This window comes from Allobosea sp. WAO (assembly GCF_001509835.1).
In the GTDB taxonomy this organism is placed as follows: Bacteria; Pseudomonadota; Alphaproteobacteria; order Rhizobiales; family Beijerinckiaceae; genus Allobosea.
In genome coordinates, this window is record NZ_JXTJ01000007.1 from 395,241 (window position 1) to 409,752 (window position 14,512).

Below are 14,512 nucleotides of genomic sequence, written 5' to 3' on the forward strand. Positions count from 1 at the left end.
GCTTACTCCGCCGCCTGACGCTGGGGCCTAGCGTATTGCGCGAACGCATCAGGACCCTTTTCCAGGACGTTCGCCTTGATCCATGACAAAAAGCTGTCGCGCTCGCGCGCGATCTTGTCCCAGCCGATGTAGAACTCGTTGGCGCGCTTGTAGTAGCCATGCGCATAGGACGGGTAGGCGCCGCCCGGGACATGGGCGATGGCGGTGACAGCCCAGGACGGCAGGATCACCGCATTGGCATTGCGCGGCCCGAAATCCTCGACGATCTCCTCGACCGTGACCAGCGAGCGCTTGGCCGCCAGGACCGCCTCCTTCTGCACGCCGACAATGCCTTCGAGCAGGACATTGCCCTCGCGGTCGGCCCGCAGCGCGTGGATCACCGCCGCATCCGGCCGCAGCGCCGGCACGGTCGCCAGCACCTCGCCGGTATAGGGGCAGGTCACCGAGCGGATGTTCGGGTTGACCTTGGGCAGGTCGACGCCCTTGTAGCCGCGGAACACAGCGAAAGGCAGGTTGGCCGCGCCCGCCTCATAGGCGTTGGCCATGGCGGCGTGGCTGTGCTCCTCGATCTCGAGCCGGTGCGGCCAGCCGTTCTCGATCGCGTCGCGTAGACGGTGCAGCGAGCCGACGCCGGGATTTCCGCCCCAGGAGAAGATCAGCTTCTCGGCGCAACCCGTGCCGATCAGCTGGTCGTAGATCAGGTCCGGCGTCATCCGGATCAGCGTCAGCCGCTTGCGGCCCTGGCGAATCGCCTCATGGCCGGCGGCATGCGGGATCAGATGCGTGAAGCCCTCCATCGAGACCGAGTCGCCGTCGCGCAGCACCTCCTCGATCCCCTCCTGAAGGGAGACGAATTTCGCCACCTTGACATCTCCTCGTAGTTTGTGCGTTAACCGCACAACGTTCTCATTTTCGAACTTTACGGACAGGTCTTGGCAGGGTCAAGCAGCGAAGCGGGGCGCCCGCCGCCCTCGCCCGACCATATGGCCGCCCTTGAAAAGGGGCTGGCGGTGATCGAGTGCTTCGATGCCGGCCATGACCGGCTGACCATCGCCGAGGTCGCCCGCGCCACCGATCTCTCCCGCGCCGCTGCCCGCCGCTGCCTGCTGACGCTCACGAGCATCGGCTATGCCGAGTTCGACGGAAAGTTCTTCCGGTTGACACCGCGCGTGCTGCGGCTCGGCTATGCCTGGCTGTCCTCGACGGCGCTACCGAAGCTCGTCCAGCCCTTCCTGGAGCGGCTTTCGGAAGAGACCCATGAATCCTCCTCGGCCAGCCTGCTCGACGGGCACGAGATCGTCTACATCGCCCGCTCGGCCCAGCGCCGGATCATGTCGGTGGGGCTCTCGGTCGGCTCGCGGCTGCCGGCCTTCTGCACCTCGATGGGCCGCGTGCTGCTGGCCGCGCTCGATCCGGAGGAGGCCCGCGCCCGGATCCTCGCCGGCAGACCGAGCCCGCTCACCCCGAACACCGTCACCGAAATCGAGCCGCTGATGGCGAAGCTTGTCGAGGTCCGCGCCCAGGGCCATGCGATCGTCGATCAGGAGCTTGAGCTCGGACTGGTCTCGCTCGCCATGCCGCTGGTCAATGGCCGCGGCCAGGTCGCCGCCGCCTTCAATCTTTCGGTCCAGTCCCAGCGCGTTGCGGGCGACGAGATCGAGACCAATCTGCTGCCACGCATGCGCGCCATGCAGAAGCTGCTGCAGCCCCTGATCGCCTGAACGGAGCCACCTCATGCTCGCCCTCGCTGCCGGCCCCTATGCCGCCCGGATCTCGCCCGCGCATGGCGGCATCGTCGCCGCGCTGGAATGGCGTGGGCCCGATGGCCGCTCGCACAGGCTGCTGCATGCGCCGGAAGAGCTGGCGCCCTGGACGAACGCGCCGAACAAGTTCGGTTGCTGGGCGATGCTGCCCTTCGCCAACCGCGCTTTCGACAGCCTCATCGACGATGGCGAAAACCGCTTTACCGTGCCGGCTAACGATCCTTCCGGCACGATCCACGGCTTTGGCTGGCAGGCGGCATGGGAGGTCGCTGAACAGAGCGCCGGCCATACCGTGCTGCTCCATCGCCGTAGTGCCGGTCCAGACCCTTATCGCTACCTGGCAAGGCAGGAAATCCGCCTCGACGAGGCCGGTATGACCATTGCGCTTTCACTCGCCAACGAGTCGGACACGGGCCTACCCTTCGGGATGGGGTTGCACCCCTGGTTTCCCTGCGCGGCCGACACGCGGCTCGGTATGACCGCGAGCGGCGCGCTGATCTTCGGCGAGAAGTTCCGCGCAACCGGGACGCAGGCACTGGAAGCCGGCGGGCCCTATGCCGGCAAACCAGTCTTCGCGACCGGGGCCGAGACGGCCTGGAGCTTCCTTGGCTGGGACGGCACGGCGCGGATCGAGACGCCCTCCGCCGGGTTTGCGATCACGATCAGCGCGAGCGAGAGCCTGCGCTGCCCGGTGGTCTGGGCACCGGGCGGCGCCGATTTCCTCTGCGTCGAGCCGCAGAGCCACGCCGCAGGCGCGCCGAGCGAGGCCGTCGTCCGCGCCGCCTCGCCGCTCAAACGGCTGGAGCCAGGCGAGACGCTCGAAGGCTGGATGCGGATCGCCGCCGAGGCGCTCTGAAGCGAGCCTCAGCGCCAGCCGGAGCCGCCATAGCCTCCGCCACCATAGGGCTGGTAGCCATAGGCACCCGGCGGCAGGGCCGGCCGCAGCAGGATCTGCTCACGCGCCTCACCCCAACCCGGCGCATTGCGCTGCCGGGCGGCGAACTGCGCCTTCTCGGCCTTGGCCTTGCTGGCCTGGACGATCTGGCTCTTGCTGCTCTTCAGCTTGGCCTTGGCGACCTTGCTGCCGCCAGAGGCGCTGGCGAAGCGCGAATAATTGTCGGTCGCAGCACCGTTGAGCGCGATCCTTGTCGCGCCGGCCCCGTGCTTCTTGACCAGCGCGAAGAGCTTGGCGGCATTGGCCGGGTGGAGCCGGATGCAGCCATGCGAGGCCGGCCGGCCGAGCGCGCCGACCGCCGTCGTGCCATGGATGGCGTAGCCGCCGCGGAAGAAGACCGAATGGGGCATGGCGCCGCCATATTTGCGCGAGTACCAGCTGCGTTCCAGCCGGGTCGGACGGTAGACGCCGTTCGGCGAGCGGAAGCCCTTGCGACCGGAAGAGATCGCCCAGTTGTGGACCTCTCCATCGCTGGTGGTGACGGTCATGCGCTGGGCGGCGATGTCGACCCGGACATTGACGCCGGCCTGCGCCGTGCTGAGGCCGATAAGTGCGGCGAAGACGAAGGCCAGAAGGCCGAGAAGGCGGGACATGACGCTACTCCCGAATGACGCTACCTGAAACGGCTCTCTGCTTGCCGCGGGTCGAACGACCTCATGCGGGCAGCTCCGGCCTTGACGTGAGGGAAGGCCTTGCGGCGGCGCTTGTAAAGCGCAAATCGACGGAATGGTTTCCGCACGCCGCGTTGCCGAAGCAGGTGGGCGATGCCACAAGGGCAGCCTCGCCTGGAATCTCCCACCATGCTCCCGACGCTGCTTCCGACCGGCCTCTCGCCGGCCATCGCGTTCCTGCTGATCGCGGTCAGCTTCCTGACCTCGGCCTTCACCGCGGCCTTCGGAATTGGCGGCGGGGTTGCGATGCTCGGCGCACTCGCCGGAGCGGTGCCGCCCGGCGTGGTCATCGCGGTGCACGGTCTCGTCCAGTTCGGCTCCAATGTCGGCCGGACGATCGTGCAGCGGGCGCACACGCTCTGGCCGCTGGTGGCGCGATTCACCGCCGGGTCGGTCATCGGCGTCGTGATTGGTGCCTATATCGTGATCGCCCTGCCCGAGCGGATCCTGCTCGGCCTGCTCGGCAGCTTCATCCTGGCGATGACCTGGGTGCCGAAGCCGCAGATTCCCGGGCTTGCCTCCTCGGGGCTGGTGATCGGCGGCGCGCTCGCCAGCATCGTGAGCATGTTCGTCGGCGCCGTCGGCCCCTTCGTGCAGGCGCTGCTGCTGCCGCTCGGCCTGGAAAAGCGCCAGCTGGTCGCGACCCATGCCGCCTGCCAGACCTTCCAGCACCTGCTCAAGGTCTTCGCCTTCGGCGCGCTCGGCTTCGCCTTCACCGACTGGGTGCCGCTGATCGCGGCGATGATCGCCTCGGGCTTCGCCGGCACGATCGCCGGCACCAAGCTGCTCGACCGGCTGCCCGAGCGCTGGTTCCTGATCACCGTGAAGGCCGCGCTGACCCTGGTCGGCCTCGACCTCCTGCGCCGCGCCGCCGGCTACTGAGAGGCGACGGCGCGAAAACCCTCAGGCCCGGCCGAGACGCAGCCCGCTGGCGGCGTCGAAGACATGGACGCGGTCGGGATCGACGGTGATCCAGAGCCGGCCCGGCTGCGCCGCGACATCGCCGGTGGCTGCCTGCATGACGAAGGGCTGGTCGGCGAGCCTGCCGTGGAAGAGCTGGGTCGCGCCGAGTTCCTCGACGAAATCGACGTCGAAGGGCAGGGAACCGGCAGCGCCCTCCGAGGCGATCTCGACATCCTCCGGCCTTAAGCCCACCTCGACCGCCGTACCGGCCGGCAGATCCTCGCGCAGGTCGCGGGCCTGCAGGATCGCCTCGCCGAGCGCGACGATGCCGGGGCCGTCGACCTTGCCGGGCAGAAGGTTCATCGGCGGCGAGCCGATGAAGGTCGCGACGAACCGGCTCGCCGGCTTGCGATAGACCTCCGAGGGCACGCCGATCTGCTCGACCTGGCCGCCATTCATCACAACGAGCTTGTCGGAGAGCGTCATCGCCTCGACCTGGTCATGGGTGACGTAGATCGCGGTGACGCCGAGAGCGCGCTGCAGCTTCTTGATCTCGACGCGCATCTGGACGCGCAATTTGGCGTCGAGATTGGAGAGCGGCTCGTCGAACAGGAAGACCTGCGGCTTGCGTACGATGGCGCGCCCCATGGCGACGCGCTGGCGCTGGCCGCCGGAGAGCTGGCGCGGCCGGCGCTGCAGGAAGGGCTCGATGGCGAGGATGCGGGCGGCCTCGGCGACGCGCTTCTCGATCTCATCCTTGGGCGTGCCGCGATTGCGCAGGCCATAGGCCATGTTGTCGTAGACGCTCATATGCGGATAGAGCGCGTAGTTCTGGAAGACCATGGCGATGTCGCGGTCGGCCGGCTCGACCTGGTTGACGACGCGCTCGCCGATCGCGACCTCACCGGCCGAGATCGTCTCGAGCCCGGCGACCATGCGCAGCAAGGTCGACTTGCCGCAGCCGGAAGGGCCGACGAGGACGCAGAAGCCGCCATCGGGAATGTCGAAGGAGACGCCCTTCACCGCCTCGACGCCGCCGGCGTAGACCTTCTTGACGTTGCTGAGCGTGACCTGAGCCATCGGCGGCTTACTTCTCGGTTTCCACGAGGCCCTTCACGAAGAGCCTCTGCATGGCGATGACGACGAAGACCGGGGGCAGCATGGCGAGCATGGCGGTGGCCATGGCGAGCTGCCATTCGGTCAGGGCGTCGGAGGTGACGATCATCTTGCGGATGCCGATGACGATGGTCTGCATCGAATCCTTGGTGGTGACCAGGAGCGGCCAGAGATACTGGTTCCAGCCATAGATGAACTGGATGACGAACAGCGCCGCGATGGTGGTGAGCGAGAGCGGCCAGACCGTGTCCTTGAAGAACTTGAACGGGCCGGCGCCGTCGATCTTCGAGGCTTCGAGCAACTCGTCGGGGATCGTCATGAAGAATTGCCGGAACAGCAGCGTGCCGGTCGCCGAGGCGATCAGCGGCACGGCCAGTCCCTGATAGCTGTCGAGCATGCGCAGATCGGAGACGACCTTGAAGGTCGGGAAGATGCGGACCTCGACGGGGAGCATCAGCGTGACGAAGATGATCCAGAAGGCCGCCATCCGGAACGGGAAGCGGTAATAGACGATCGCATAGGCCGAGAGCACCGAGATGAAGATCTTGCCGAGCGCGATCGTCATCGCCATCACGAAGGAGTTGAACATCATCCCGATCACCGGTTCGCGGGTGGTGCGCTCGGTGCCGACGAACAGGATGCGGTAGTAGTTCTCGAACAGATGCGGGCCGGGATAGAGCGGCAATTGCCCGTTGATGATGGTGGCGTTGTCCCAGGTCGAAGCGACGAAGGTCAGCCAGACCGGGAAGGCGACGATCAGCACGCCGATCGTCAGGATCGTATAGGCGATCGCGTCGCCGAGGCGGCGGTCCTCGACCATCAGCCATGCCCTCCCCGTTCGCGCAGCAGCTTTGCGAGCGTGTCCGCCGCCGCATCCAGGAAAGCGCGGCCCTTTTCCGGCGTCGCCTTGCGGGCGTCGCCGATCACCCCGGTCTCGGTCATCTCGCGGAAGGGCCGGTAGCGCGCCACGGTCGGCCGCATCAGCGCCGCAGGGTCGGCATCTTGCATGCCAAAGGCTTCCGGCAGCCGGTCATTGCGGACGAGGTCCGGCGCGATCGCCATCATCATCGCGCTCTCGACCTCGCAGGCATGCATGACGCTGGTCTGGTCCTCCATGAACGGCGCCATTTCCTGCTGTGCCAGCAGGAAATAGGTCGTCGCCCGGATCGAGAGCGAGGTCTCGCGGGCGAAATCCGGCAGGAAGGCCGAGAGCGCGGCGATGTTGCCGCCATGGCCGTTGACGATGACGACACGGTGGAAACCGTGCCGCTCCAGGCTCTTCAGCAGCGAGAGCAGCACGGCGCGATAGGTCGGGATGTCGAAGGTGAAGGTCCCGCCGAAGGCCATGTGGTGCTCGGCCATGCCGCACCAGAGCGTCGGCGCCACGACGACCTCGAGATCGCCGGCGCGCTCGGCAGCGAGCTTGCAGACGGCGCCGCAGAGGACGGTATCGACGCCGACGGCGAGATGCGGCCCGTGCTGCTCCATCGAGGCGACGGGGAGCACGACGACGGCGTCGTTCGCCGCCTTGGCCCGTAATTCGTCGGCGGTGAGTTCCTGCCAGAGCACGGAGGCCATCAGCGCGCGCCTCCGCTCGTCCAGCCGTCATGCTCGCCCCTGTGGCGAGCATCCACGTCTTGAACACAGCCTTCGACCACCAAAGGCGTGGATGGTCGGGACAAGCCCGACCATGACGGGAGGGCGAGCACAGAGGCCATCAGTAGTTCACCTTGCGCTCGATGAAGCGGAACTGGAAGGCGGTCATGCCGATCACCATGATCAGCAAGACGACCGACTGCGCCGCCGAGCCACCGAGATCGGAGCCGCCCTTGCCGTCCGAGAAGACCTTGTAGACCAGTGTGGTGGTGGCGCCCGAGGGGCCGCCGCCGGTCACGGTGTCGATGATGCCGAAGGTGTCGAAGAAGACGTAGACGAGGTTGACGACCAGCAGGAAGAAGGTGGTCGGCGAGAGCAGCGGGAAGATGATCGTCCAGAAGCGCCGCATCGGCCGGGCGCCGTCGATCACCGCGGCCTCGATCACGCTCTTCGGGATCGACTGCAGGCCGGCGAGGAAGAACAGGAAATTGTAGCTGATCTGCTTCCATGTCGCGGCCATGATCACCAGCGTCATCGCGTCGGTGCCGTCGAGCTTGGGATTCCAGGCGATGCCGAGGCTGCGAAGGCCGCGCGCCAGCATGCCGAGCGAGGGATCGAACATGAAGATCCAGAGCACGCCGGCAATGGCGGGCGCGACCGCATAGGGCCAGATCAGCAGGGTCTTGTAGATCTCGGCGCCGCGGATGGCCCGGTCGGCCATCACCGCGAAGAGCAGGGCGATCGACAGCGACAGGCCCGCGACGAAGACCGAGAAGATCGCGGTATTGACCAGCGCCTTGTAGTATTCCGGGCTGGAGAAGAGCAGGCGATAGTTCTCGAACCAGACGAATTCGGTCGAGATGCCGAAGGCGTCCTGCAGCAGAAAGCTCTGCCAGACCGCCTGGCTCGCCGGCCAGTAGAAGAAGACGAGCGTGATCGCGAGCTGCGGCAGCAGCAAAAGCAGCGGGATCGTTAGGCCCTTGAAGTGCGCGTATTTCTGCATCGGCCGCCCTGGCAGGAAGAAGAAGGCCGGGACGAAAAGTCCCGGCCTCCGGTCAGCGGTCTTACTTGGCCGTGCGCTCGAACTGGCGCAGCATCTGGTTGCCGCGCTCGGCAGCGGCATCGAGCGCTGCCTGCGGCGACTTCTGGCCGTTCAGCGCCGCCTCGAGTTCCTCCGACCAGATGTCGCGGATCTGGACCAGGCTGCCGTAACGCAGGCCCTTGGAGTTGTCGGTCGGCTCCTTGTTGTTGAGCTCGAGGATCGGGGTCTCGAGATAGGGCTTGTCCTTGTAGAAGCCCGAAGCCTTGACCTTCTCATAGGCGGCCTTGGTGATCGGAAGATAGCCGGACTCGGTGTGCAGCTTCACCTGGCGATCGACATTCGACAGGAAGGTGAAGAACTTGGCGACACCCTTGTATTCCTCGGCCTTCTTGCCGCCCATCACCCAGAGCGAAGCACCGCCGATGATCGAGTTCTGCGGAGCGCCGGCGGCTTCCGGATAATACGGCATCGGCGCATTGGCCCAGTCGAACTTGGCGTTCGCCTTGACGTTGCCGAAGAAGCCCGAAGAGGTCAGCATGATCGGGCATTCGCCCGAGGTGAAGCGGCCCTCGCCGGTGTTGGTGCGGCCGGAATAGTCGTAGGTCTTGTCCTTCTGCAGCTCGGCCAGATTGGTCCAGTGCTTCAGGAACATCGGGTCCTTGTTGAAGGTCAGGACGGCGTCGAAGCCCTCCATGCCGTTGACCTTGGTCGACAGCGGGATGTTGTGCCAGGCGCCGAACTGCTCGATGTTAGCCCAGGTCGCCCAGGCATTGGTGAAGCCGCATTTGTCGAAGCCGGCGGCCTTGAGCTTCTTGCCGGCCTCGAAGACTTCCGGCCAGGTCTTGGGCGGCGCGTCGGGGTTCAGGCCCGCCTTCTTGAAGGCGTCCTTGTTGTACCACATCACCATGCTCGACGAGTTGAACGGCATGGAGAGCATCTCGCCCTTCGGGGTCGAGTAGTAGCCGGTGATCGCCGGCAGATAGGCCTTGGGATCGAAGGTCTCGCCGGCATCCTTCATCAGCTCGTGCACGGGCTTCACGGCGCCCTTGGCCGACATCATCGTGCCGGTGCCGACCTCGAAGACCTGGAGAATGTGCGGGGCGTTGCCGGCGCGGAAGGCGGCGATGCCGGCGTTCAGCGTGTCCGGATAGGAGCCCTTATAGGCGACAACGACCTTGTAGTCCTTCTGCGAGGCGTTGAACTCCTCGGCGAGCTTGACGACCACGTCGTTATTGGCGCCGGTCAGCGCGTGCCACCACTGGATCTCGGTCTGGGCCAGGGCCGGCGAGGCAGCAGCCATCGCGAAGGCGGCCACGGAGGCAAGCGTCGTCAATTTCACGGTCATGGCATTCTCCCTTCCCGCCCTGCGATGCGTCGCAGGCGGCTCTTGTCGTTGGTGCGCAAGCTAGCATGAAGCCGGGGCGACGTTTCAATGACAAAACGATGACATTGCCCCCCTGCGATGGAAGCAGCGCCGGGCACTTGCACAATCCTGCGGAAGCGGCTGTTCTGCCCGGCCTGAAAGCCCGCCCGAATGGACCCGATCACGATGCCGACGCTCTCGCTCACGCCCGCCAACACCCTGCCGGCCGATGCCGCCCGCGCCGCGCTGGCCGGCCGTGTCTGGCGCCCTGAGCTCGGCGGCCCCTCCGTCGTCGTGCTGCGCGGCGAAGACCTCGTCGACATCAGCTCGGCCTTCGCGACGATGCGCGATCTCTGCGAGAGCAAGGATCCGGCAGCCGCGCTCGCCGCCGCCAAGGGCGAGCGGATCGGCAGCCTCGCCGAGATCCTCGCCAACACGCCGGCCCAGGGCCGCGACGCGAGCAAGCCCTGGCTGCTGACGCCGGTCGACCTGCAGGCGGTCAAGGCCGCCGGCGTCACCTTCGCGATCTCGATGCTGGAGCGCGTCATCGAGGAGAAGGCGCGCGGCAACCCGGCCGCCGCCGCGGCGATCCGCAGCGAGATCGGCAAGCTGATCGGCGACGACCTCTCCAAGCTGAAGCCCGGCTCGGCCGAGGCGATGCGCCTGAAGGAGGTGCTGATCGCCCAGAACGCCTGGAGCCAGTATCTCGAAGTCGGCATCGGCCCCGATGCCGAGATCTTCACCAAGGGCCAGCCGCTTTCGGCGGTCGGAACCGGCGCCGATGCCGGGCTGCATCCGACCTCGACCTGGAACAATCCCGAGCCCGAGATCGTGCTGATCGTCGCTTCGGACGGCCGGATCGTCGGCGCCAGCCTCGGCAACGACGTCAATCTGCGCGATGTCGAGGGCCGCTCGGCCCTGCTGCTCGGCAAGGCCAAGGACAACAACGCCGCGGCGACGATCGGCCCGTTCATCCGCTTCTTCGATGCCGGGTTCTCGCTCGACCATGTCCGCCAGACGACGGTGACGCTGAGCGTCGAGGGCGAAGACGGCTTCAAGCTCGAAGGCTCGTCCTCGATCTCGAAGATCAGCCGCGACCCGGCCGATCTCGCCGCGCAGATGCTCAACCCGCATCACCACTATCCGGACGGCGCGGCACTCTATCTCGGCACGATGTTCGCCCCGATCCAGGATCGCGACGCGCCGGGCGGCGGCTTCACCCATAAATACGGCGACGTCGTCACCATCGCCGCGCCCGAGCTCGGCGCGCTGATCAACCGCATGCGCCGCACCGACGAGTGCGAGCCCTGGCACTTCGGCGCCTCGCATCTGATGCGCAACCTCGCCAAGCGCGGGCTGCTCTGAGCGCCGGCGACCGCTGACCATTCGCCGACTTGGCGTCATCCCGGGCCTGCCCCGGGATGACGCAGCGGTTTCCAGAGAGTACGGCTGCGTTCAGTAGCCGACGGTGAAGCGCTGGCGCGAATGCGCGGGCTTTTCCAGCTCGTCGACCAGCGCGATCGCATAGTCCTCGGCCGAGATCGCGCTGTTGCCGTTCGCGTCGACGAGAAGCTGATCCTTGCCGAGGCGGAATTTGCCGGTGCGCTCGCCGGGCTGGATCAGCGCCGAAGGCGAGAGGAAGGTCCAGTCGAGCGCCGTCTCGACCTTCAGCAGGTCGAGGAAGGCGCCGCCCTTCCTGGCCTCGTCGAGATAGATCGCCGGGAATTCCTTGGTGTCGAAGAGCTTCACGCCGGGTGCGACTTCGAGGCTGCCGGCGCCGCCGACGACGAGATAGCGCTTCACGCCGGACTGCTTGACGGCGGCCAGCAGCGTCGCAGCGTCGCTCGCCGAAAAATGCACCGCGCTGATCACGGCATCATGGCCGGCGAGGAGGGCGGAAAGGCCATCGCGGTCGAAGACATCGCCCTTGCGGGCGCTGATGCCGGCGCCGGCCGGGACCTTCTCGGGATTGCGGACGATGGCGGTGACCTGGTGGCCGCGGCGCGTCAGTTCGGCGAGCAGGCGCGAGCCGATGAAGCCGGTTGCGCCGATCAGGGCGATATTCATGTCGATCTCCTGGTATCCGTTGGGAACCTACATCCCGATGGACACCAGATGGCGCCTGTGCGATTTTTACTCAAGAAGGCACTTTCGCCGCACAAGGTCACCTATCGGAAACCGCCATGCTGCAGCGCCCCGACCCATTCAACGCCCAATGCCCGACCCGGCGCGTGCTCGACCGGATCGGTGACAAATGGGCAGTGCTGATCCTGATCCTGCTCGAGCAGGAGACGCTGCGCTTCAACGAACTGCGCCGGCGGATCGACAGCATCTCGCAAAAGATGCTGTCGCAGACGCTGAAGAGCCTGGAGCGCGACGGGCTGATCTCGCGCCGCGCCTTCGCGACCGTGCCGGTCACGGTCGAATATGCGCTGACGCCGCTCGGGCGGACGCTGGCGGGCACGGTCGCGGAGCTGACGCGCTGGGCCGAGGAGCATATCGGCGAGGTCGAGGATGCGCAGCGGCGCTATGATCGCGGCGAGGTTGCCGCCTGATCAGCGGCCCTTGAGAGCGCGTTTCGGGCTGAAGAAGCGCGCCCAGGCGTCCTCGGGCGGCCCGTTCTCCATGACCTTCGGCGCCTTGAAGGCATCGGGCGCGAGGCCCTTCTCCAGCATCTCCCAGGCGACCGGCATGGCGACAGCGGCGCCAGGACGGGCGCGGGTCGAGAACGGGGCGATCGCAGTCGCACCGCGGCCATTGCGCAGATAGTCGATGAAAATGCGGCCGCGCCGCGCCTGCTTCGACAAGGTCGCAGTGTAGAGCTTCGGCTCGGCCTGCTCCATCGCCTTGGCGAAGTCGCGCGCGAACGCCTTGATCTCGTCCCAGCCGGCCTTGGGCTTCAAGGGCATGACGACATGGAAGCCCTTACCGCCGGATGTCTTGAGGAAGCTCTCGAAGCCGAGCTGGTCAAGGCGCTGGCGGACCGTCAGCGCCGCCGCGCGCACCCGCTCCATCGGCACGCCCTTGTCGGGGTCGAGATCGAAGATCACCTGATCGGGTGTCTCGACCGTCTCGACCCGCGCACCCCAGAGATGGATCTCGACCGTGCCAAGCTGGACCAAAGCGGCAAGACCGTCGAAATTGCGGATGAAGAGCAGCTCCTCGCCATCCTTGTCCTTCATCCGGGCCACGGATTTGTGCAGCCCAGCGCCAGCATGCTTCTGGAAGAAGACCTGTCCGCCCACACCGTCGGGCGCGCGCAGCAGGCTCAAGGGACGTTCGACGACGAAGGGCGCCATGCGCTCCCAGACACTGGCGTAGTAGTCGAGCAGATCCTGCTTGGTGAAGCCGATATCGGGCCAGAGTGGCTTGTCGGGATTGCTCAGCGTCACGGTGGTTTCGGGCCTGGCCTTGCGCCCGGTCCTCGCGCGTCGAGGCTTGTCCGCCCCGGCGCTGGCTGGCTTTTCCTCGATCACGTCGCCGGCCGGCTTGTCCTCGCGCAGGCCTAGGAAGGCCGCGTGCCGCAGCGTCTTCGAGGCCGTCCAGGAGCCGAAGGCGATCTCGGCGACGAGTTCAGGCTTCACCCAGACGATACCACGCTCGCGCCCCGCCGCCCCCTCGAAAGGCGCGGATTCGGCGGCGATCGCGTCGAGCCGCTTCTTCAGCTCCGCGGCCGACTTTCGGGTGAAGCCGGTGCCGACGCGGCCAGCCGGCTTCAGGGCGCCATCCTCGTGAAAGGCCAGAACCAGCGAGCCGAGCTGGTTGCGCGACGCCTTGGATGGGACATAGCCGGCAATGACGAATTCCTGCCGCTGCGTGCATTTCGACTTGATCCAGTCACGGCCCCGGCCGCTGCGATAGGGCGCGTCGGCCCGTTTCGAGACCACGCCCTCGAGCCCCATGCGACAGGCATGGCGCAGCATGGTCTGGCCCGGCTCGACGAAGTGCTCGCTATAGCGCAGAGGAGCGTCGGGGCCCGCTTCCTGCAGCAGTTCCTCCAGCCGCTCCTTGCGGGCGAGCAGCGGTTCCGCCCGCAGATCCTCGCCGTTGAGATGAAGCAGGTCGAAGGCATAAAAGACGAGGTTCGCAGTCTCGCCCTCCGACAAGGCGGCCTGAAGCGCCGAAAAGGAGGAAATCCCATCCTTGCCCAGCGCCACGACCTCGCCGTCGATCAGCGCCGTCTCGCAGGGAAGTGCCATCAAAGCAGCGGCTATGCGGTCGCCGAAACGATCGGTCCAATCGAGTCCGGTACGGGTGAGCAGCCTGACCTTTCCGCCGGAGACCCGCGCCTGCAGCCGGTAGCCGTCGAACTTGACCTCGTGCAGCCAGTGCTCACCGGCCGGGGGCTTGTCCTGCAAAGTCGCGAGACAGGGTTCGACGAAGCGCGGCAGCGGCTCGCCTTCGGGCTTCGCGGGGCGGCCGGGTACCTTGGACTTTGCCATGCTGGACCTGGTGCCTCGGGGCTTGCGCCCTTTCGCAGGCTTCTCGTCGGTCGACCAGACCTCGCCTGCGGGATCCTCGCCGACGTCTTCGACGCTCCTGCCTGACATCACCGAATCCGGCGCGGTTTCGAGGATATCCTCGTCGTCCTGGGCAAAATCGTCATCGACCTTGATCAGCAGCCAGTTGTCGCGATTCTCGCCGCGGCGCGGTTTCAGCCTGACCAGATGCCAGCGGCCGCCTAGCTTTTGGCCTTCCAGCGTGAAGGCGAGATGGCCTTTCTCCATGCCGCGAGCGGGATCACCCTCGGGGATCCACTTGCCCTCGTCCCAGATGATGACTGAGCCGGCACCGTATTCGCCTTCGGGAATCGTGCCCTCGAAGCCGCCATACTCGAGCGGGTGGTCCTCGACATGGACCGCGAGACGCTTCTCAGCCGGGTCGAGGCTTGGGCCGCGCGTCACCGCCCAGGACCAGAGCACGCCGCCATGCTCCAGCCGGAGATCGTAATGGAGACGGCGGGCCGCGTGCTTGTGAACGATGAAGATGCCACCGTCCTTCACCTTCCGGCGGCGCGCAGCCGCTCCTTTCGGCTCGCGTGTCCGCGAAAAATCCCGCTTCGAACGGTAGAGGTCGAGATTGGCCATGGCGCCCTCCGCGGCG

Annotated in this window: 14 protein-coding genes; 5 read left to right on the forward strand and 9 right to left on the reverse strand. The window is 66.6% G+C overall.

Annotated features, from left to right (window positions below):
* Window positions 1–2: 2 nt before the first annotated feature.
* Window positions 3–863: a CoA-transferase gene (locus DK26_RS14275; RefSeq protein WP_066473472.1), complete on the reverse strand. Its 861-nt coding sequence runs from the start codon at window positions 861–863 to the stop codon at window positions 3–5.
* 120 nt (window positions 864–983) lie between these two features.
* Between DK26_RS14275 and DK26_RS14280 the strand changes: the two genes are divergently transcribed.
* Together DK26_RS14280 and DK26_RS14285 are read left to right on the forward strand one after the other, a co-directional pair.
* Entirely contained in the window at window positions 984–1,721 is a 738-nt protein-coding gene (locus tag DK26_RS14280; RefSeq protein WP_066473474.1) for an IclR family transcriptional regulator C-terminal domain-containing protein, read from the forward strand.
* 13 nt (window positions 1,722–1,734) lie between these two features.
* Window positions 1,735–2,619 carry a hypothetical protein gene (locus tag DK26_RS14285; protein ID WP_066473476.1) on the forward strand — a complete coding sequence of 295 codons (885 nt, stop codon included), beginning with the start codon at window positions 1,735–1,737 and terminating at the stop codon, window positions 2,617–2,619.
* Window positions 2,620–2,627: 8 nt separating this feature from the next.
* Here the strand turns inward: DK26_RS14285 and DK26_RS28550 are convergent, their stop codons facing one another.
* Window positions 2,628–3,311, reverse strand: a complete 684-nt coding sequence (locus tag DK26_RS28550) for a L,D-transpeptidase (RefSeq protein WP_184231707.1) — start codon at window positions 3,309–3,311, stop codon at window positions 2,628–2,630.
* A gap of 207 nt (window positions 3,312–3,518) precedes the next feature.
* Here DK26_RS28550 and DK26_RS14295 point away from each other — a divergent pair, with 207 nt between their 5' ends.
* The gene (locus tag DK26_RS14295; protein WP_066473484.1) at window positions 3,519–4,271 is read left to right on the forward strand and encodes a sulfite exporter TauE/SafE family protein; all 753 of its coding nucleotides are present in this window, start codon (window positions 3,519–3,521) and stop codon (window positions 4,269–4,271) included.
* Between the two features lie 21 nt (window positions 4,272–4,292).
* Here the strand turns inward: DK26_RS14295 and DK26_RS14300 are convergent, their stop codons facing one another.
* The 5 genes from DK26_RS14300 to ugpB all read right to left on the reverse strand — a co-directional run bounded on the left by DK26_RS14300 (window position 4,293) and on the right by ugpB (window position 9,391).
* Window positions 4,293–5,372 carry a sn-glycerol-3-phosphate import ATP-binding protein UgpC gene (locus DK26_RS14300; RefSeq protein WP_066473487.1) on the reverse strand — a complete coding sequence of 360 codons (1,080 nt, stop codon included), beginning with the start codon at window positions 5,370–5,372 and terminating at the stop codon, window positions 4,293–4,295.
* Between the two features lie 7 nt (window positions 5,373–5,379).
* Window positions 5,380–6,228: a sn-glycerol-3-phosphate ABC transporter permease UgpE gene (ugpE, locus tag DK26_RS14305; RefSeq protein WP_066473490.1), complete on the reverse strand. Its 849-nt coding sequence runs from the start codon at window positions 6,226–6,228 to the stop codon at window positions 5,380–5,382.
* Window positions 6,228–6,986 (reverse strand): creatininase family protein, encoded by a 759-nt coding sequence (locus DK26_RS14310; protein WP_066473493.1) that lies wholly within the window; start codon window positions 6,984–6,986, stop codon window positions 6,228–6,230. Before DK26_RS14310 ends, ugpE begins: the two co-directional genes overlap by 1 nt.
* Before the next feature lie 139 nt (window positions 6,987–7,125).
* Window positions 7,126–8,007, reverse strand: coding sequence for a sn-glycerol-3-phosphate ABC transporter permease UgpA (gene ugpA, locus DK26_RS14315; protein ID WP_066473495.1), 882 nt, complete (start codon window positions 8,005–8,007; stop codon window positions 7,126–7,128).
* Between the two features lie 61 nt (window positions 8,008–8,068).
* Window positions 8,069–9,391, reverse strand: a complete 1,323-nt coding sequence (gene ugpB / locus DK26_RS14320; RefSeq protein WP_066473498.1) for a sn-glycerol-3-phosphate ABC transporter substrate-binding protein UgpB — start codon at window positions 9,389–9,391, stop codon at window positions 8,069–8,071.
* A gap of 204 nt (window positions 9,392–9,595) precedes the next feature.
* Here ugpB and DK26_RS14325 point away from each other — a divergent pair, with 204 nt between their 5' ends.
* A complete protein-coding gene (locus DK26_RS14325; RefSeq protein ID WP_066473848.1) occupies window positions 9,596–10,774 on the forward strand; it encodes a fumarylacetoacetate hydrolase family protein in 1,179 nt (392 codons plus the stop codon).
* Window positions 10,775–10,864: 90 nt separating this feature from the next.
* Here the strand turns inward: DK26_RS14325 and DK26_RS14330 are convergent, their stop codons facing one another.
* Complete coding sequence (locus DK26_RS14330) at window positions 10,865–11,476, reverse strand: NAD(P)-dependent oxidoreductase (protein ID WP_066473499.1); 612 nt, start codon at window positions 11,474–11,476, stop codon at window positions 10,865–10,867.
* A 116-nt stretch (window positions 11,477–11,592) separates the two neighbouring features.
* Here DK26_RS14330 and DK26_RS14335 point away from each other — a divergent pair, with 116 nt between their 5' ends.
* Window positions 11,593–11,964, forward strand: coding sequence for a helix-turn-helix domain-containing protein (locus tag DK26_RS14335; protein ID WP_198162335.1), 372 nt, complete (start codon window positions 11,593–11,595; stop codon window positions 11,962–11,964).
* On the opposite strand, the gene ligD is transcribed toward DK26_RS14335, so the two are convergent.
* A complete protein-coding gene (gene ligD, locus DK26_RS14340) occupies window positions 11,965–14,496 on the reverse strand; it encodes a DNA ligase D (RefSeq protein ID WP_066473502.1) in 2,532 nt (843 codons plus the stop codon).
* Window positions 14,497–14,512: the final 16 nt, after the last annotated feature.

Excerpts from the sequence above, each read along its gene's own strand:
- ugpE (WP_066473490.1), bottom strand. The coding sequence starts at position 6,228 with ATGGTCGAGGACCGCCGCCTCGGCGACGCGATCGCCTATACGATCCTG.
- DK26_RS14325 (WP_066473848.1), top strand. The coding sequence starts at position 9,596 with ATGCCGACGCTCTCGCTCACGCCCGCCAACACCCTGCCGGCCGATGCC.
- DK26_RS14310 (WP_066473493.1), bottom strand. The coding sequence starts at position 6,986 with ATGGCCTCCGTGCTCTGGCAGGAACTCACCGCCGACGAATTACGGGCC.
- DK26_RS14335 (WP_198162335.1), top strand. The coding sequence starts at position 11,593 with ATGCTGCAGCGCCCCGACCCATTCAACGCCCAATGCCCGACCCGGCGC.
- ligD (WP_066473502.1), bottom strand. The coding sequence starts at position 14,496 with ATGGCCAATCTCGACCTCTACCGTTCGAAGCGGGATTTTTCGCGGACA.
- DK26_RS14295 (WP_066473484.1), top strand. The coding sequence starts at position 3,519 with ATGCTCCCGACGCTGCTTCCGACCGGCCTCTCGCCGGCCATCGCGTTC.
- DK26_RS14330 (WP_066473499.1), bottom strand. The coding sequence starts at position 11,476 with ATGAATATCGCCCTGATCGGCGCAACCGGCTTCATCGGCTCGCGCCTG.
- ugpB (WP_066473498.1), bottom strand. The coding sequence starts at position 9,391 with ATGACCGTGAAATTGACGACGCTTGCCTCCGTGGCCGCCTTCGCGATG.
- DK26_RS28550 (WP_184231707.1), bottom strand. The coding sequence starts at position 3,311 with ATGTCCCGCCTTCTCGGCCTTCTGGCCTTCGTCTTCGCCGCACTTATC.
- DK26_RS14285 (WP_066473476.1), top strand. The coding sequence starts at position 1,735 with ATGCTCGCCCTCGCTGCCGGCCCCTATGCCGCCCGGATCTCGCCCGCG.
- DK26_RS14300 (WP_066473487.1), bottom strand. The coding sequence starts at position 5,372 with ATGGCTCAGGTCACGCTCAGCAACGTCAAGAAGGTCTACGCCGGCGGC.
- DK26_RS14280 (WP_066473474.1), top strand. The coding sequence starts at position 984 with ATGGCCGCCCTTGAAAAGGGGCTGGCGGTGATCGAGTGCTTCGATGCC.
- ugpA (WP_066473495.1), bottom strand. The coding sequence starts at position 8,007 with ATGCAGAAATACGCGCACTTCAAGGGCCTAACGATCCCGCTGCTTTTG.